The following is a 17,384-nucleotide window of genomic DNA, read 5'->3' as shown; positions in this document are numbered from 1 at the left end:
GTCGTGTCTCCTGAAACGCCTACGCCCGCGTTCAGCGGTCATTTCCCGTCAGGCGAGGCACCCCTGCCGCCGATTCGGCTCATGTCGGACCCGGTGGCGCATTCACTCCCGCCGGCAGCCGGGCAAACCGCCAACAATCGGGCGACCACGCAGGGAATCCCCCCCGTCCCGGAGCAGGAAGTGCCCGCGCAAGGCGGGCCGGTCCGCGGCCTGGGATCTGAAATCGCCCCACCCGTCCTGCCGCCCGTCGCACGCGACCCGAACGAAAACGGCCAGGCACCATCCATGCCGCGCTCGGAGAACACCCCGGCGCCCCCGCCGGACGCAATGCTCCCCCGATCGGCGCAGGATGTGGGCGCCGGACATCGCCCGAGCAGCGTGGATAACAGCATTGCGGAAGGCCATTTTGCCCCGGCGCTGCCTGTGCCGTCCCACGGGGCAGGATCAACGGCCCTGCCACCGAATGCCGCCCAAGAGGCCATGCCGAAGTCCGGAGACGACACGCCAGTTTCAGTTCGGAAATCCGCCCAGAGCACCACGAAGGCCATCCTTGCGGCAACACCCCCCAGTCCCGCAGGCAATCCGGCTGCCACGCTGCAACAGGGCATTTCGGCACCTTCCGGTTCAGAAAATGACCGCGGCACGGCCACCCACCAACCGGACCTTCCATCACCCCTGCGCAGTGCCGAGACGTCGTCCTCCCCGGTCCAACCGCATCCGATTGCCTCACCGGACAGCGCAAGTCCCTCGCTCGAGGGCAAATCATTCCCGAATCCCGCCACGGTGCTCCGGTCCCGCGACGACCCTTCGTCGGGGAATGCAGCGCCGCCAATGACGCAGGCACCAGCGCCCCGAGACATTGGGGAGACTCAAGCCAGTGTCGCGCCTGTCTTCCGTCCCCCCATTGATCCGACACCGCGCCAGGGTTTCCCTCCCGTCGCCCCGGTGCAGTATGAAACCATGGGTCAGGCGGCTGGCCGATCGTTCCCCCCGCCTTTCACCAGGCAAGGAGAAGAGACGCCAGGCAGATCTCATTGGCTGGCCCCGCGAGCGTTGGTGACCCCAGCTCTCGGCGAACCCGCGGCCGGGTCCGAATTCGCGGAACCATCCAAGTCAGCCGAACGGCCCGTGCCGCACAACCTGACCCGAATGGCTGACACTTCCCTCCAATCGGCCCGCGCGGACGTGATTCCAGCGCAACTCCGACCCTCCCGGCAGTCGCAGCCCCTTGTTTCACCTGTGTCCGTCTCCATGCCCTCAGGTCCGGAGGCAGACGCGTCGGCAATGACCCAACAGCCCGTTCAACCGCGTCACATTGCGGTGCCCTCCCCCCAACTGAAACCCATTGCGGTGCCCTCCCCGCAACCGCGACCCATTGCGGTGCCCTCCCCGCAACCGCGCCCCGCTGTGGTGCCCTCCCCGCAACCGCGCCCCATTGAAGTGCTTCCCCAGCAACCGATCCCGACGGCAGCGCCGGATCCGTCAGTCCCACAGGTCCCCCGGCCTCTATCTGAGGTGACAGTCACCGCCACCGTGCCGCGTCAAGCGATGCCGGACATGACCGCCAGAGGGGATTTCGCCCCGATTCTGGCCGATCCGGTCAGCACCCCGGACGCCCCATTGCCCGCCCCTGCCCATGCCGATATCCGACCGACGGAGCCCGCAACCATCCCGCGCCCCGATCCGGTGCCGACGCAGCTTGCGCAACGGATCGCCGCCGTACCGATGATGACCGATCGCGATGCCCCGCTGGAACTGACGCTCGACCCGCCAGAGCTTGGGGCCATTCGTGTGTCTGTCAGCCGGGGAGCCGAAGGCATGGTCCTGCATCTTCAGGCCGATCTGCCCGAAACACTGGATCTGCTCCGTCGCAACGGCGCCGCCCTGATGCAGGAACTCCAGCGTCAGGGCCTCGATCATGCCGGGTTCAGCTTTTCGGGCCGCGATCCGGGTGGCCAGCAGCACAGGCCCGATGCGCCGCCCCCTGGGGTGCGCGAAGACGATGCGCACATTAACCCGTCCCACATTTCGGACCGATCGCCGGTCACCTCTGCACGGACTGGGCAATCGGGCTTGGATATTCGCCTTTAACGGAGGACAGACATGGACGTCGCTACCATACCCCAGACCAGCCAGACCGCCGGCACAGCGTCGGCGTCGGAAGATCGCACCATGATCAATTCCGACTTCCAGACCTTCCTGACGATGCTGACCACCCAGATGCAGAATCAAGATCCGCTGAACCCGATGGAATCGACCGAATTCGCCACGCAGCTGGCCACCTTCTCGGGTGTCGAACAACAGGTTCGCACGAATGAACTGCTTGGCAGCCTCCAAGACAGCATGGCGCTGTCCAGCATGGGCCAGATCGCGGGCTGGATCGGCATGGATGCGCGGGCCGAGATGCCGATGGCCTTCGACGGAGAGCCGCTGACGCTCTATGCCAGTGACAACGCACTGGCCGACCGGATGGAACTCGTGGTGACGGATGCCGACGGGCAGACATTGCAGCGAGTGGCCATTCCGGCCACCGAAACCGCCTTTGCCTGGGCAGGTGTGACCACCGATGGCGACCCGCTGCCAAGCGGCGTATATGGCTTCCACGTGGAATACTTCCGCGATGACGAACCGATCGACACGCAACCGGCACAGGGTTACGCAAGGATCGAGGAGGCGCAGATCGTGAATGGCGATATCTGGCTGTCGATGCCCGGTGGCGTGCAGGTCAATGCCGCGCTGATCCAGGCGGTGCGCGATCCGATCTGATGGGCAGGCCCGTGCAACAGGCCCGCCCACTATTTCATCTCACTTGCCGTCTTCCACCGGCTCTGTGCCGCCACCGGACCCGGCGCCACCGCCGCCCCCGATGATCAGCTGCGCCTCGGGGTAGCCTACCTCGTCATATGTCTGGATCGTGCCCACATAGATGTCGTAGCGACCCTGCGGCGGGGCGCCCCAGACAAGGCTCGGGTTGATCCCGCCTGCGCCATTGTCGTCGCAATACCACTGCCCGTCCGGTCCGTTGATCAGCAGGCTGGTGTCGCTCTGCGACTCGACCGTGAACGACAAGGGCGCGCCGACGCCCTGGTAATAGACCTGGAAATCCGGGGCCTCGGCCACGTGACCGGCACAGCCCTGCCCGGCGCTGGAGGCCTCCAACAGACCGCCGGCCAACAGATGCTGAAGGTAGGGATCAGGCGAGAAGCCGCTCGACAGGGTTACATTGCCGAAGGTCGGCGGCAGGTTGTAGTTGGGCTCGCTCGGGCGCAGATCGACCTGCGGGGTTTCGCCCGCCATGGTCGCCGCGATCCAGTCCTGATAGGCTGACACACGGGTGTAGGTGCCGTAATGGTCGCCATCCTGGTGGCAGTAATTGCCGCCCGACACCAGCCCGACTTGCACATATCCCTGCGTGTCAGCGGCCAGCAGCGGCCCGCCGCTGTCGCCCCGGCAGGCATCGGCCACGGCCTCCTGGAAACCGGCGCAGATGACACCGGCACCCGCGTTCGACGAACACAGTTGGTTATGCACAATCGGCACCGCCGCGCCGAGCAGCACCTGTGACGTGTCCCACATCGACGGCGGTGAAGAGGTCGCGCGCTCTGCCTGGGTCAGGGGTCCGCGGCCGCGGGAGATATGCGGTGGCGGCGTCAGGCCCCAGCCGATGATCACGGTCTGATCGCCAATCTGTTCCACCACCGGGGCCAGCGCCGCATCCGAGAGGCGCACTGGGGTGATGCCCGTGGGGCGGGCAAGTTCCAGCAGGGCAATGTCGTTGACGCCAACCCCCTGATACCCGGAATGCAGATAGACACGAGACACGTCGAAGGCCGTGCCCCCGCCCTGCAGGCTGGAGGTATTGGCGTAGATTTCCAGCCCGCTCGGATTGTTGGGGGCGACGGTATCGACGCAATGGGCCGCGGTCAGCACCCACCTGTCCGCAATCACGGTACCGCCGCAGAAATGCCCGTCGAACCGGCTGCGGGCATTGGCCTGGTTCAGCGACACCATCCAGGGAAAATCGCTGATCGACACGGCACAGCCGCCCATCACCCGGTCGCCCGAGCAAAACTCCTGCGCCTCGGCAGCGTCGGGGGCTGCGAAGAAACCGGCCGTCAGAAGGGCGGCACTAAGGGTCAAAGATCTCATATGGCTCATCCTTTCTTACCCTGTTTGTCCGGCCCGTGGTCCAATGCGGGCCGCGAAATGACCTAGTCTATTGCCCGCTCGATCGTTGCCTCGGGGTTCAATGCAACGGCGGGCGGCGTTTCCGAGGGCGAGGTGACGATGAACCCGAGGCCCGCACCTGCGTCATCCTGAACGACCGGCGCGATGGCCACCGGCTCCGGCAGCAGCGCTTCGACGATCAGTTCGGCATCCGGCGCAACCGGCAGCTCCCGTTCCGTGCCGACCCAGATGCGGTAGCTTCCCGCGCTCAGGTCTGACAGGGCCAGCACCGGCGCCGATCCATCCGAGGATGTGCCCCGGCATTGCCATGTGCCATCGGGGCGGCGCATCACCAGCACCGTATCCTCATCGCTGAGCGTCGTGATCCTGAGCGGGCCAATCGCCTCTTGCCAGTCGAGCTGGAAATCCGGGCTGCTGGCCACGAAGCCATAACAATTGCCGCCAAGCTGCGAGGCATCCTCGTACCCGCCTGCCAGCATATCCAGCGCCATGGCGGTCTCCGGCGGACCGGCGGCCAACTCAATCGTGCCGTAAAGCGGGTCGCCCTCGTCCTCTATCCCCCGGCCGGGCTTGCCCGCACTGGGCAGACCGGCCTCCTCTACCTGCACCGGCACCTCGTTTGTGTCGGCGCGCCCGTCGCCGATCTGGAATTGCGGGGGGATCTCTCCGGCAAAGGCAAATTCCAGCCACGGCACCTGACGGCCCTGCGTGGCGTTGCGCACGGCGAAGGACACTTCATACATGATATCATCAATACGCCGCGTGGGCCGTTCCAGCGCCTGCAACAGCGCCCCGGTAAAGAGCCCGTTGCGCCCCTCGCCATCGGACGAGGTCTGGCCGGGTGCGGCGGCATAAAGGATGAAGGCGGAAGCGCCCGCAGGCGTATCCATCGCCGACAGGCCGATCCCCAGATCACGCCCGCCGCCGCGCTCTGGCAGCGGGTTGTTGCGGCAGGCATCAAGAATGATCACCCCGGTTGCCCCGGTCGCCGCCAGCCGTTCCAGAAGGCGTGGCGCGGGATAGGCCCAGTCCGGCACATCCTCGGCAAAGGCAATCTCTTCGTCATCGGTTGGGATCAGGTAATTGGTGCCCTTGTATTCCACTCCATGCCCCGCGAAGTAGAACACCGCCAGATCGCCGGGGTTCAGGCTGCGGGTGAAATCGCGGATCGCAACCTGCATGCCGTGCAGGTCCTGATCCAGCATCGGCCCGTCGCCATGCACGCGAAACCCGATCTCGGTCAGACGCTCGGCCATATCGGTGGCGTCATTGACGGGGTTGATCAGCGGGCTGGAGGAATAGGCGGAATTGCCGATAATCAGCGCCACGCGCTCGGCCCGCGACTGCCCGGGCAGGGCCAGCCCGATCAGAGCCGTTAGGACAACCAGCAGACTATGAGCCAGAAACCCGCGGGGGCGCACCACGTCCAGTCTCCCAAAATCACAAACCTAATGCGGCATAGTATGACCGGAAATTTCCGATCCGCCGACTCTTTTTTGTCGGTTCGGCCAAGGCAAAGGTTCAAAGCGTCAGGAAAATCTGAAGGTCTGCCACGTTGGTTCCCGTTGCCCCGGTCATCAACAGATCGCCTGACGCCGCCAGCGCCGCATAGCTGTCGCTGTTGGCCAGCAGCGCCCTCGGGTCGGCCCCCGCCGCGCACATTCGGCCAAGACTGCCCTGATCCACAATGGCCCCTGCGGCGTCGGTCGGCCCGTCTCGACCGTCCGTACCGCCGGACAGAAAAAGCCAGTCACCGGGCAGGCCCCGTTCCTCGGCCAGCAGCGCCACGCGCAATGCCAGTTCCTGATTGCGCCCGCCGCGCCCGTCGCCCCGCAAGACGACCGTGGTTTCCCCCCCGAACAGCAGCGCGGTGCCTGGGGGGGTGGTCGCGGCAAGGTCCAGCACCTGTTCAGCAACCGTCGTCACCGGGCCGATAAGGGGGGGCTCAACCACCCGAACGGGGCGTCCCGCCGCAACCGCCATTGCGGCGACGCTGATCGCGTTCGATCCGACAAGCGCCGCGTCCGGGTCGGGCAGCGAATCGCGCGCCTCTGCCCGCGCCATCGCCACACGCGCGGCCTCTGGCATCCGCTCCCAAATGCCAAGCTTGTCCGCGACGCGCCGCGCGGTCGCCAGATCGGCAATCGGCCCCACCGTCGGTCCGCTGGCAATCACCCGCAGATCGTCGCCCACCACATCCGACAGGATCAGGCTGCGCACCGGCGCAGGCGCGGCGAGCCGCAACAGCCCGCCACCCTTGAACCGCGACAGGGCCTGCCGAACGATGTTGGTTTCCTCGATATCGGCACCAGAGGCCAGAAGCAGCCGGTTCACCTCGGCCTTGTCCGCCAGTGTCAGGCCCTTGACCGGCCCCGGCAGCAACGCCGATCCCCCACCGGAAATCAGCGCCAACACCACGTCCCGTCCCCCGGCCTCGCGCAGCAGCTTCTCCACCGCCAGCCCCGCAATCACCCCATTGCCATCCGGCACAGGATGCCCGGCCCCGTAGCAGGCCACGCCCGCGATATCGCGGTGGTTCTCGTAATTCGTGACGATCAGGCAGCGGGTCGGCACACCCTCCGGCACCGCAGACCGCGCCGCCTGCATCATACCGTTCGCGGCCTTGCCCACGGCCAACAGGATCAGCGTTCCGCCCTCAGGCACCTCGACCGGGCGTGCCTTCAGGGCCTCAGCCACGGCCCGCGCCGGGTCAGCGGAGGCGACACCGGCCATGAAAAGCTCGGTCAGTTCGGATCGGATCGCGTCATGCGCCATGGGGATCACTCAAGCGGAAAGGTTGGCAGAACCATCCCAAAGCCCCGTCCCCCTGTCCATCCCGTAACCCGCGAGGGCCTCAGAACCAGAATTCCCAGACCGCGACCGAGGCGAAGGCCAGCAGCACGCCGCCCACCAGATAGGCCAGCCGCTCTGCCACCCGCGACCGGCGCGGCGGCGGCAGCGTATTGGCATGGGACAGCAGCGCATCCTGCGCCATCTGCGGCAGGCGCGGGCCAAAGCGGGACAGCACCTGTGCCGTGCGCACAAGGTCACGCAGCATCGCCTTGGGGCCAAGATTTTCGGTGATGTACTGTTCCACCACCGGGCGTGCGGTGCTCCAGATATTGATGTTTTCATCCAGCGATCGGGCGACGCCTTCGACAACCACCATGGTGCGTTGCAGAAGGATCAGCTCGGTCCGGGTCTCCATTCCGAATTGTTCCGTTACCTCGAAGAGGTAGGACAGCAGCCGCGCCATGGAAATGCGGCTGGCATCCATGCCGAAGATCGGCTCGCCCACAGACCGCAGCGCCTGCGCGAACTCGTCGATATCGCGGTCAGCAGGCACGTATCCCGCCTCGAAATGCACCTCGGCCACGCGGCGGTAGTCGCGGCGGATGAAGCCCATCAGGATCTCGGCATAGACCCGGCGGGTATATTCATCGAGCCGCCCCATGATCCCGAAATCCAGCGCCACGATATCGCCGTTCGGCGCGACCTTCAGGTTGCCCTGGTGCATATCGGCGTGGAAGAACCCGTCACGCAGCGCGTGGCGCAGGAACATCTGAAGGACCCGTTCAGCCAGCGCCGTGCGGTCATGGCCCGCCGCGTCGATGGCCTCGATATCGCTGAAAGACACGCCCTCGGCCCAATCCAGCATCATCACCCGGCGCGAACAGAGGAACCAGTTGACCGCCGGAACGGTAAAGCCCTCATCGCCCTCGGTGCGCGCGGCAAACTCCCCGGCGGCGGAACTTTCGATGCGCAGGTCCAACTCCCGCATCACCACGCCCTCGAAATGCTCGATCACATCCTGCGGGCGCAACCGGCGCGACGCGGGCGACAGCGTCTCGATCCAGTTCGCCATCAGGTAAAAGGCGTCGATATCCTTGCGGAAGGCGCGCTCGATCCCGGGGCGCAGTACCTTGACGGCCACCTCCTGCCCGGTTTCCCGCAAGCGCGCGCGATGAACCTGCGCGATGGAGGCCGCGGCGACGGGCTCCGAGAACTCGGTGAAAAGCTCCTCAACCGGCGTCTCCAGCTCATGCGCGATGGTGCGTTTGGCGATGGCGCTGTCAAAGGGTGGCAGCTTGTCCTGAAGAACCCTGAGTTCCGTCGCCAGCTCCGGCCCCACCACATCGGGGCGCGTCGACAGGATCTGCCCGAACTTGATATAGGCCGGGCCAAGGGCGGTCAGCGCCCGCACCAGCGGCGGCAGGCTGGTATCGCCTCTCAACCCCAGCCATTTGAACGGCCAGGCCAGAATACGCAGCCCCAGCCGAACGCTACGCGGCGCGTCCATCGCCTCCAGCGCCTCGGCCATGGCGCCGGTCCGTTCAAAGGTCGCGCCGGTGCGGATCAGACGCCAGATGTTGTGGGGGCCCCGCATCTCAGATCTTCCAGCCCGAATGCAGCGCCGCGATGCCCATGGACAGGTTGCGATATTTGACCATGTCGAACCCCGCCTCGCGGATCATGCTGGCAAACATCTCCTGATCCGGAAACTTGCGGATGCTCTCGACAAGGTACTGATAGCTGTCCGCATCATTGGCGATGACCTTGCCCATCTTCGGGATCACGTTGAAGGAATAAAGGTCATAAAGTTTCTGCATCCCCTCATTCGGCAACTGGCTGAACTCCAGCACCATCAACCGCCCGCCGGGTTTCAGCACCCGATAAGCCTCCGACAGCGCATCGCCAATCCGCGTCACGTTCCGGATACCAAAGCTGATCGTGTAGACGTCAAAGCTGTTATCCTCAAACGGCAGCGCCATCGCGTCCCCAACGATCCAGTCGAGCTTTTCGGCCATGCTTTCGGCCTCGGCCCGCTTCTGCCCCTCGATCAGCATCGATTCCGTCATGTCCAGAACCGTGGCATGCGCCCCTGGCGCACGTTTCAGAAACCGGAAGGAAATATCCCCGGTCCCCCCCGCCACATCCAGCAGCTTCACCCCGTCGCGCGGCGCGAGCCAGTCCATCATCGCGTCTTTCCAGACCCGGTGGATGCCGACCGACATCACGTCGTTCATCACATCGTATTTGGAGGCGACATTGGTGAAGACCCCGTGGACCTTTCCGGCCTTTTCGTCCTCGGCCACGGTCTGAAACCCGAAATGCGTGGTGCGTCCGTCTGCGTCGCTCATCCTGTCATCCTTTCCGGGGGTCTTGCCCTCGCCAGAAACTCTCCCTTCTTATAGGGCTTGTCCGTGGCGTTACAATGCGCCGCCCCCCATTGAAAGGCCCGCCATGCCCGAACTGCCCGAAGTCGAGACAGTCCGTCGCGGGCTTGCCCCTGTGATGGAGGGTAAACGCATTGTGAAAGCGGATGTGCGCCGCCCTGATCTGCGCTGGCCCTTCCCATCCGACATGGGTGCACGGCTGACAGGCGCAACGGTTCAGCAGCTTAGGCGGCGGTCGAAATACATCCTCGCCGATCTGTCCACGGGCGAAACGCTGCTGATCCATCTGGGCATGTCGGGTCGCATGCTGGTCTCTGGCGCGCAGGGCAGGGACATGCCCGGCCAGTTCCACCACGACCACCCTGCGCCGGAGAAACACGATCACGTCGTGCTCGACATGGAAGGCGGCGCGCGGATCACCTTCAACGACGCCCGCCGCTTCGGTGCGATGGACCTGATGCAGACGGCCTCGCAGGACGCGCACCCCCTGCTGGCGGTTCTCGGCCCCGAACCCTTCGGCAACGCCTTCGACGGCCCCTATCTCGCCGCGCGCCTCAAAGACCGAAAGATGCCGATCAAATCCGCCCTGCTGGACCAGCGAATCGTGGCCGGTCTGGGCAATATCTACGTCTGCGAAGTGCTGTATCGCGCCCGCATCTCCCCCAAACGCGCCGCAGGCCGCATCGCGACGCAACGTTGCGAGGCGCTGGTTCCGATCATCCGCGATGTGCTGTCAGAGGCGATCGAGGCGGGTGGCTCCTCCCTGCGCGATCATCGCCAGACCGATGGGGAACTGGGCTATTTTCAACATAATTTTCAGGTCTATGGCCGCGAGGGCGCGCCTTGTGCCACCCCCGGCTGTTCGGCGACCATCCGCCGGATCGTGCAGTCCGGTCGGTCCAGCTTCTATTGCCCCACCTGTCAAAGATAGCTTGAACCGCGCGCCGGGGCTGATAACCCTTCGCATCCGAGGGACAACAATACCGGGACGCACCGAATGGCCTACGAGACCCTGATCGTCGAGATCGAAGAGCATATCTGCCTTATCAAGCTGAACCGGCCGGATGCGCTGAATGCGCTGAACACCAAGCTTCTGGCCGAACTTTGCGATGCGCTGGAAAGCGCCGATGGAAACGACAAGGTCCGCTGCGTGGTCATCACCGGGTCGGAAAAAGCCTTCGCCGCCGGGGCCGACATCAAGGAAATGTCGGACAAGAGCTTTACCGAGGTCTTCACCGAGGACCTGTTCGCAGATGCCTCCGACCGGATGATCCGCATCCGCAAGCCGATCATCGCCGCCGTGTCCGGTTACGCTCTTGGTGGCGGTTGCGAACTGGCCATGGCCTGTGATTTCATCATTGCCAGCGACACGGCCAAGTTCGGCCAGCCCGAAATCAACCTCGGCGTCATCGCAGGCATGGGCGGCAGCCAGCGCCTGACCCGCTTTGTCGGCAAGTCGAAGGCCATGGACATGAACCTGACCGGCCGGTTCATGGATGCGGAAGAAGCCGAACGCTCTGGCCTCGTCAGCCGCGTCGTCCCTGCCAAGAAGCTGATGGACGAAGCCATGGGCGCCGCCGCCAAGATCGCGGAAAAATCGCTGATCTCGTCGATGGCCGCGAAAGAGGCGGTGAACCGCAGCTATGAGACCACGCTGGCCGAAGGTCTGAAATTCGAACGCCGCCTGTTCCATTCCATGTTCGCCAGCGAAGACCAGAAGGAGGGCATGGCCGCCTTCCTGGAAAAGCGCGAAGCGCAGTTCCGCGACCGCTGACCCCTGTCATCCCCGCGCAAGCGGGGACCGCATCCCGCCTGCGCGACGGTTTGCGCAGGTGTTTTTGCGCTCCGGTCGCAATGTGTCATAGGCGAACCCCTATTCCTGGTGTATGGGGTCATCAGACACAGATAAAATATGCAGGCTCATGTCCGATCACACTGAACTTACCGGGCATCAGCCTGAACCGCGCGCGGCGCGCGACTGGATCAAGGTTCTGGCGAAATACCGGGAACCGAACACATCACGCAGTACCTATGAACTTGCGATCACGATCGGCCCGTTCCTATCGCTCTGGGTTCTGGCCTGGTGGTCGCTATCTGTCAGCTACTGGCTGACCCTTGCCATATCCTCGATCAACGCCGCCTTCCTGCTGCGGCTCTTCTGCATCCAGCACGATTGCGGCCATGGCGCGTTCTTCAATAACCGCACGGTCAGCGACTGGCTGGGACGGGTTCTGGGGGTTCTGACGCTGACGCCCTATGACGTCTGGCGGCGCACCCATTCGATCCATCACAGCAATTCCGGCAATCTGGGACGGCGCGGCATCGGCGATGTGCACACGCTGACCGTTGCCGAATATCGCGCGCTGCCGCCCATGGGTCGGCTGCTGTACCGGCTATACCGCAACCCGGTTGTGCTGTTCGGCCTTGGGCCGGGATACCTGTTCTTCCTGCAAAACCGCCTGCCGCTCGGTCTGATGGCCAGCGCCAGATACTGGATCAGCGCCATGGGCACCAATGCGGCGATTCTGATCGGTCTGGGGCTGATGCTCTATTTCGGCGGGGTGATGCCCATCCTGCTGATCTTCCTGCCCTCGACCCTGCTGGCGGCGACGGCAGGCATGTGGCTGTTCTATGTCCAGCACCAGTTCGAAACCACCCAATGGGATGCCGAGGAAGACTGGCAGGTCCATGACGCCGCCCTGAACGGCAGCTCGCATTACGTCATGCCCGCCCTGCTGCAATGGCTCAGCGCCAATATCGGCATTCACCACGTTCATCACCTTTACAGCCGCATCCCGTTCTACCGGCTGCCAGAGGTGCTGCGCGATCATGCCGAACTGGCGGGCCGCAACCGGATGACGATCCGCGAGAGCCTGGCCAATGCCCGACTGCATCTGTGGGACGAACAAAGCCGCCGCCTGCTGTCCTTCGCGCAGGCCCGCGCCCGCTGACATCCGGCCCGGAGCCGGGCGGCCGCGCCATGCCGGGTTTTGATGATCTCCGCTGGCTGTGATATGCATCTCGCCGATGCTGATGACCGGCGGACCCACCCTATGCTGTGGCGCGCGCTTCTTCTGACCCTCTGGCTTGCAGCCCCGACCGTCGCGGACGAGATCCCGTCCGGAGGCGTTCAAACGGACCGGCTGCTTTACCGGCTCGACGGCCTGTCGCAGGCGCTCGACCATCTGGAAAGCTTCCGCGCCGCCTTCCCGGATCCGGCCACCGCCGACGCCTATCTTGCCGCCTGGCGCGAGATGATCGACGCAAATGCCTTGCTCTACGCCTCGCGCGACAGCCTTCCCGGTCCGGCCTATGCAGACTACGATCAGACCCAAGCCCCAATGGTCGCGCGCATCCGCGAAGCGACCGAGATTCTGGCCCATCTTCAGGCCGAGGCGAACTGGCAGGGGGCGCCGTTGTTTCCGTTCCCGTTCGAGCTTCATCAACCCACGCAGCAGGCGGTGGATGCATCCGGGCTCGATCCCGCCGGGTATGTCGTGCAGATCATGGTCGAGGATCGGCCAGAACCCTTCCGCCTGCCCGGCTTGCAGGCCACCGTGGCGCTGACCCTGCACCATCCGCCGGACCTGTCCCTGCCTCTGGCCTGGTCCTGGCCCGAGTCTGCCGCCGCGCCATCGGTGATGCTGGAAATCGGCAATGCCTCGGGCAGCGAAGGGATGAACGTATCGCTTCAGCTCTCCGCCCCCGGCGCGGTGTTTGAACCGGTTCCCGACGCCGCGGCCACCACCCGCTGCGTCCCGCACGCGGATCGCATGGAGTGCGACGCAGACCTTCCTGCCGGGGCGCCGCTGCGCCTGATCACCCCGTTGCGTCCCGCCACCGTGCCCGAAACCCTGCCTGCGCCTTATGACCGGGATGTCACAATCTCCGTCACCGGCACCGCCATCGCCCCCGGCGAAACCCGGATCGACCTGCCGCCCGCCTCGATTGCGCTGCCCTTCCGGTCCTGCAACGCGGCGCTGGCCGAGGGGCTGGCCAGTTTCTTCGAAAATCCGACCCCGCCGGCCAATTGGTCTCGCCGGCTGGCGGTGCTGGCCCATGTCGCGCCGCGCCCCGACCTTCCGGGGCGGCTGACCTACCGCGCGCCAGTGCCGCAAAGGGCCGGGCCGTCGCTGGCCGAGATCCTGCAAAACGGCTGGCCCTCCCCCACGCCGCCGCCCGAATTTGAAGACCTTGGACCGAGGGAACAGGCCGCGTTGATCGCCCGGCAGGCCGCCACCAACCGGGGGGCCGACAACCGCCTGCTGGAGATCGGCCAGATGATCGCCGCCAACAGCCCGGCGCTGGAGGGGCTGCGCGGCTTTGACCGCGCCTGTCCCGCTTCCTCCGAGGATATCCCCGTCGTCACCGTGCAACTGTCAGAGCTGGACCGGCTTCACCGCGCCGTGTCCGAAGCCCGCGCCGAGATCGAGGCGCTCTATGACGCCGCCGCGCGTGAACGCGACCAGCAATCGCGCTCCTTTTATGAGGCGCTGGCTCAGTCCGGGGCAGAGGAGGGCGGCCTGCTTCGGCATATCGACATGCCCGAAGACCCGAACCGGTTTGGCGAAGAGCTTTATCCCGGCGAACGGCTCTTCGTCCCGATCTACCGCGCGCTCTACAACGCGGGCTTCTACGGCCTTCTGTCTATCAGCAGCCATGCCGCGCGGGCACAGGCGGCCCGGTCGCTCCTCGGCCCGGTCAGCATCGCCACCTCGATCTGGAATACCGGCAGCGAGATCCAGAGCTATCAGACCGTCCGCATCCAGATGGGCGCGGCCCTTGGGTGGGTCGAGGTCGCGGCCTATCTGCGACAGCTGCGCGACCGCTACGAGGGGCTGGAGGCCGATCTCACCCGCATCCGCACTGACTTCCGCACCCTTCACCGGACGGCCTGCGCCTGCCGCTTCGAATAGCGGTTTCGTATGTACGGGGGGTGTACGGGGGGTGTACGCCCGGTGTACGGGGGGCACCCCCCTGTTTTTGCCGGTTCTCAGCGCATCAGACGCCCGAACCGCGCCAGTGGCTCCACCCCGGCCAGTTGTGCCATGTGCCAGCCCATGACCTGATTGGATGACAGCACCGGCAGGCCCGTCGCAGCCTCGATCCGGTCAATCACATCAAGCGTGCGCAGATTGGTGCAGGACAGGAAGAGCGCGTCAAAATCCCCTTGTTTTGCAAGGGTTTGTGCCGCGTCCGCGATGGAATCTGGTGCGATCCGGGCGGCGAATTCCTCGCGTTCCTCGTTGAAGGTGCCCAACAGGGCCACCTCGATTTCGGCGCGCGCTAGCGCCGTGATCAGCGAGGAATTCACCGCTGCCACATAGGGTGACAGGACCACCAGACGCTTGACATCAAGGTGCCGGCACGCCGCGATCAGCCCTGTTAGCGGATCTGTTACGGCGTTGGTTTTGCAGCCTTTTTTCACCATTCCGGCGACTACATCTGCACCGATGACAGAGGTGCCCGAGGTGCAGCCATAGCCCACGACATCGAATTGCGCAGGCACCGGAAACAGCTGCGCCGCGCCGGTCAGCTTTCCTTCCATCTCGGCCAATGTGTCATTGGTCACTTCCTGCCCGCTCGGCACCCGAGTGACATAGCAAGCCACTCCATCCAAAGGGAAAATCCGGCGCATGTCATGTTCAAGTGTCTCATCCGATTGCAGGCTGATCAGCCCGATCGTCGCGCGTGTGCCCAGTTGCGGGGCAAGGTCGTAGGTGAACTGCATCACAGGATCCTCAACTCTGGGACCGAGAAGGGGGAAAGCCGCTCTGGCCCTGCCTCTCGAATGACAATATTCTCTTCGTGAACAAGGACTTGCCCACCCGAAATCTCAACACCCGGCTCCAGTGTCAGCACCATTCCGGGTTGCAAAACCGTGCGGTCATCGGGGATGAGAGAGGGCCATTCCGTCAGCTGCATTCCCAGCCCATGGCCATATCGCCCCGCCTCTGACCCGCCCGCGCCGCCGGTCAGAACCGTGTCCATCGCATGAAACAGATCCGCTGCCGTGGCACCGGGACGTGCGATTTCCATTGCGTGATCAACGGCTTCGATCAGTGTCCGGTGCCCGTCAAGGCAACGCGGATCGACCTCCCCGATCCCGAAATTCCGGTCGTAGTCGCAGAAATACCCGTCCACGACCAGCCCGGTATCCAGCATCAGCACATCCCCCGCCGCAAGCGGCGTGTCAGAGGCAGGCGAGATCACATCGTCATATCCCAATGGCCCCGCGCCGCCCGCAAGGTAAGGCACCCAATCCGCGCCTTCCTCCAGACACAGCATCTGGAACCGGCGGAAGACCTGCGACAGCGGCACGCCCGCCGCAGCGATCTCTCCCACCCGGTCAAATGCCCGGCCCGCCACCGTGCAGGCGGTGCGGATCTTGTCGATTTCCGCTTCAGATTTTACCAGCCGCAGGGACCGCATAATCCCTTGGTCGGACACCAGATTTACTGATTCCCCAAGCCGCGCATAATCCGCAAGCGGCATCCGCAGATGGGTCTCATGGCCCATGGGCAGTCCAATCGGCCCGTCGCCCGCAACCTCGCGCAGCGTCTCCGCCAGCAGGCTGACGCCGTCGTCGCTTAGATCGGGTGCGCGCCATGTGCGGATGTCATCGACCCAGGTGCGGGCCATCACGGGCGCCCCAATGGCGGGGATCACCGCAATCGGCTTGCCGCTGGCGGGCAGCACCACGAACCAGGGCCGCGTCGGGCTTTCCCAGAAGCGGGTGAGGTAGCCGGTGAAATACCGCACCTCCGGTTCCGTCGTCAGCAGCAGCGCCGCCAGGCCATGGCCGGTGATCAAAGCCTGCGCGCGGGCGACGCGGGCGGCGAACTCCGCCTCGGGAAAACCGCGCGTCATGCAGGCCCCTCCGACAGGAAACACAGCACTCGGGAATCCGGGCCAAGGCCAAGCAAAGCCGCGTCCGCAGCCAATACCCCCGCAACACCCGCGACTCCGGACTCGGAGCCTTCCAATCCTTCCGCAGCCATCGGGGCCAAAGCGTCTGCGGCCTCCTCTTCCGTGATCAGCAGAAAGTCATCGGCATCCCGCGACAGACCCGTCAGTGCGATCAGCGAGGCCTCCTTGCAGTCGAGCCGCCCCATGGCGGACACCGGACCGGTCGTGGTGACGAATCCTCCGGCCTTGATCGAATTGAAGATTGCAGGCGCGGCGTCCGGTTCCACAACCACGATACGCGGGGCGTCGCCCAAACGCTTGCGCACCAAGGCTGCGACTGCGCCCGCAAGCCCGCCAACACCCGCTTGAAGGAAAACATGGGTGGGCGGCTCGGGGCAGTCATCCAGTGCCTCGGCAGCCATTTGCAGATAGCCCTCCATCAGTCGATGCGGGCGGTCCATGTAGCCGGGCCAGGAACTGTCGGACAGTAGGATGTGGCCGTTGGCCTCGGCCGATTCGGCGGCCAGTGCCATGGACGCCTCATATTCCGCCCCGGCCCGCACAACCTCGGCGCCCTTGGCGCGCAGCCGCTCCGCGAAGCTTTCCGGTACGGTTTCGGCGATATGTACAATGGCCCGCGCCCCGAAGATCCGAGCCCCTGCGGCAACGGACATGCCGTGATTGCCCGCGCTTGCGGTGATGTAGGTGCGGCCTGCCAATGCGGTTGACAGATCCTCTGCCCCCGTTGCTACCGCATCGCAGGCAATGACATAGGCAGCGCCAAGCGCCTTGAAACTGCCAAGCCCCATCCGGCCCCGTTCATCCTTGACCCAAAGCGCGCCGATTCCGGCCCGCGCCGCCAAAACCGGGGCAGATGTCAACGGCGTGGTTGCATGGGCCGGGCATTGGGCCAACAACTTTGCCACCGCCCCTGCATCGGTGGAGGGTGCCGGGGCACCGGAGAGATTTGTCAGGCCCTGGCCACGGAACGGATTGGAAAGATGCTGCACGGTATCCCCTCGGCTGATTAACTTGTGCCACCCTAGCTTGCTTGACCGCTTTAGGTCTTCCCTTTCCGACAGGTTTGGCCTAATAGCGCCGCCAGACATG

14 protein-coding genes are annotated in these 17,384 nt (G+C 65.0%); 6 read left to right on the top strand and 8 right to left on the bottom strand.

Annotation, left to right across the window (positions count from 1 at the left end; genetic code table 11):
* The first annotated feature begins 1,557 nt into the window (after positions 1-1,557).
* Positions 1,558-2,091: a flagellar hook-length control protein FliK gene (locus ACOOEX_RS18400; RefSeq protein WP_420396191.1), complete on the top strand. Its 534-nt coding sequence runs from the start codon at positions 1,558-1,560 to the stop codon at positions 2,089-2,091.
* A gap of 12 nt (positions 2,092-2,103) precedes the next feature.
* Entirely contained in the window at positions 2,104-2,766 is a 663-nt protein-coding gene (locus tag ACOOEX_RS18395) for a flagellar hook capping FlgD N-terminal domain-containing protein (protein WP_420396190.1), read from the top strand.
* Positions 2,767-2,805: 39 nt separating this feature from the next.
* Here the strand turns inward: ACOOEX_RS18395 and ACOOEX_RS18390 are convergent, their stop codons facing one another.
* The 5 genes from ACOOEX_RS18390 to ubiE all read right to left on the bottom strand — a co-directional run bounded on the left by ACOOEX_RS18390 (position 2,806) and on the right by ubiE (position 9,329).
* Entirely contained in the window at positions 2,806-4,149 is a 1,344-nt protein-coding gene (locus ACOOEX_RS18390; RefSeq protein ID WP_420396189.1) for a S1 family peptidase, read from the bottom strand.
* Between the two features lie 62 nt (positions 4,150-4,211).
* Positions 4,212-5,612: a caspase family protein gene (locus ACOOEX_RS18385; RefSeq protein ID WP_420396188.1), complete on the bottom strand. Its 1,401-nt coding sequence runs from the start codon at positions 5,610-5,612 to the stop codon at positions 4,212-4,214.
* A 97-nt stretch (positions 5,613-5,709) separates the two neighbouring features.
* Positions 5,710-6,963 (bottom strand): glycerate kinase type-2 family protein, encoded by a 1,254-nt coding sequence (locus ACOOEX_RS18380; protein ID WP_420396187.1) that lies wholly within the window; start codon positions 6,961-6,963, stop codon positions 5,710-5,712.
* A 79-nt stretch (positions 6,964-7,042) separates the two neighbouring features.
* Entirely contained in the window at positions 7,043-8,575 is a 1,533-nt protein-coding gene (ubiB, locus tag ACOOEX_RS18375; RefSeq protein ID WP_420396186.1) for a 2-polyprenylphenol 6-hydroxylase, read from the bottom strand.
* 1 nt (position 8,576) lies between these two features.
* Complete coding sequence (gene ubiE, locus ACOOEX_RS18370) at positions 8,577-9,329, bottom strand: bifunctional demethylmenaquinone methyltransferase/2-methoxy-6-polyprenyl-1,4-benzoquinol methylase UbiE (RefSeq protein ID WP_420396185.1); 753 nt, start codon at positions 9,327-9,329, stop codon at positions 8,577-8,579.
* Positions 9,330-9,432: 103 nt separating this feature from the next.
* On the opposite strand from ubiE, the gene mutM reads away from it, so the two are divergent.
* The 4 genes from mutM (at position 9,433) to ACOOEX_RS18350 (ending at position 14,281) form a co-directional block, all read left to right on the top strand.
* Positions 9,433-10,296: a bifunctional DNA-formamidopyrimidine glycosylase/DNA-(apurinic or apyrimidinic site) lyase gene (gene mutM / locus ACOOEX_RS18365; RefSeq protein WP_420396184.1), complete on the top strand. Its 864-nt coding sequence runs from the start codon at positions 9,433-9,435 to the stop codon at positions 10,294-10,296.
* Between the two features lie 66 nt (positions 10,297-10,362).
* Positions 10,363-11,139, top strand: coding sequence for an enoyl-CoA hydratase (locus ACOOEX_RS18360; protein WP_420396183.1), 777 nt, complete (start codon positions 10,363-10,365; stop codon positions 11,137-11,139).
* Between the two features lie 148 nt (positions 11,140-11,287).
* Complete coding sequence (locus tag ACOOEX_RS18355) at positions 11,288-12,316, top strand: fatty acid desaturase (protein WP_420396182.1); 1,029 nt, start codon at positions 11,288-11,290, stop codon at positions 12,314-12,316.
* A 102-nt stretch (positions 12,317-12,418) separates the two neighbouring features.
* Positions 12,419-14,281, top strand: a complete 1,863-nt coding sequence (locus tag ACOOEX_RS18350; RefSeq protein ID WP_420396181.1) for a hypothetical protein — start codon at positions 12,419-12,421, stop codon at positions 14,279-14,281.
* A 77-nt stretch (positions 14,282-14,358) separates the two neighbouring features.
* Here the strand turns inward: ACOOEX_RS18350 and ACOOEX_RS18345 are convergent, their stop codons facing one another.
* The 3 genes from ACOOEX_RS18345 to ACOOEX_RS18335 are packed head-to-tail and all read right to left on the bottom strand — an operon-like array spanning position 14,359 to position 17,284.
* Positions 14,359-15,096: a maleate cis-trans isomerase family protein gene (locus tag ACOOEX_RS18345; RefSeq protein WP_420396180.1), complete on the bottom strand. Its 738-nt coding sequence runs from the start codon at positions 15,094-15,096 to the stop codon at positions 14,359-14,361.
* The gene (locus ACOOEX_RS18340) at positions 15,096-16,235 is read right to left on the bottom strand and encodes a M24 family metallopeptidase (protein WP_420396179.1); all 1,140 of its coding nucleotides are present in this window, start codon (positions 16,233-16,235) and stop codon (positions 15,096-15,098) included. Before ACOOEX_RS18340 ends, ACOOEX_RS18345 begins: the two co-directional genes overlap by 1 nt.
* Positions 16,232-17,284 carry a pyridoxal-phosphate dependent enzyme gene (locus ACOOEX_RS18335; RefSeq protein WP_420396178.1) on the bottom strand — a complete coding sequence of 351 codons (1,053 nt, stop codon included), beginning with the start codon at positions 17,282-17,284 and terminating at the stop codon, positions 16,232-16,234. The genes ACOOEX_RS18340 and ACOOEX_RS18335 overlap by 4 nt, the downstream gene beginning before the upstream one ends.
* Between the last annotated feature and the right edge of the window lie 100 nt (positions 17,285-17,384).

The sequence above is a fragment of the Nioella sp. genome, assembly GCF_965215655.1.
Classification (GTDB): domain Bacteria; phylum Pseudomonadota; class Alphaproteobacteria; order Rhodobacterales; family Rhodobacteraceae; genus Nioella.
This window is presented reverse-complemented; position numbering and strand designations above follow the sequence as displayed.

Excerpts from the sequence above, each read along its gene's own strand:
- ACOOEX_RS18400 (WP_420396191.1), top strand. The coding sequence starts at position 1,558 with ATGACCGCCAGAGGGGATTTCGCCCCGATTCTGGCCGATCCGGTCAGC.
- ACOOEX_RS18395 (WP_420396190.1), top strand. The coding sequence starts at position 2,104 with ATGGACGTCGCTACCATACCCCAGACCAGCCAGACCGCCGGCACAGCG.
- ACOOEX_RS18390 (WP_420396189.1), bottom strand. The coding sequence starts at position 4,149 with ATGAGATCTTTGACCCTTAGTGCCGCCCTTCTGACGGCCGGTTTCTTC.
- ACOOEX_RS18380 (WP_420396187.1), bottom strand. The coding sequence starts at position 6,963 with ATGGCGCATGACGCGATCCGATCCGAACTGACCGAGCTTTTCATGGCC.
- ubiB (WP_420396186.1), bottom strand. The coding sequence starts at position 8,575 with ATGCGGGGCCCCCACAACATCTGGCGTCTGATCCGCACCGGCGCGACC.
- ubiE (WP_420396185.1), bottom strand. The coding sequence starts at position 9,329 with ATGAGCGACGCAGACGGACGCACCACGCATTTCGGGTTTCAGACCGTG.
- mutM (WP_420396184.1), top strand. The coding sequence starts at position 9,433 with ATGCCCGAACTGCCCGAAGTCGAGACAGTCCGTCGCGGGCTTGCCCCT.
- ACOOEX_RS18360 (WP_420396183.1), top strand. The coding sequence starts at position 10,363 with ATGGCCTACGAGACCCTGATCGTCGAGATCGAAGAGCATATCTGCCTT.
- ACOOEX_RS18355 (WP_420396182.1), top strand. The coding sequence starts at position 11,288 with ATGTCCGATCACACTGAACTTACCGGGCATCAGCCTGAACCGCGCGCG.
- ACOOEX_RS18350 (WP_420396181.1), top strand. The coding sequence starts at position 12,419 with ATGCTGTGGCGCGCGCTTCTTCTGACCCTCTGGCTTGCAGCCCCGACC.
- ACOOEX_RS18345 (WP_420396180.1), bottom strand. The coding sequence starts at position 15,096 with ATGCAGTTCACCTACGACCTTGCCCCGCAACTGGGCACACGCGCGACG.
- ACOOEX_RS18340 (WP_420396179.1), bottom strand. The coding sequence starts at position 16,235 with ATGACGCGCGGTTTTCCCGAGGCGGAGTTCGCCGCCCGCGTCGCCCGC.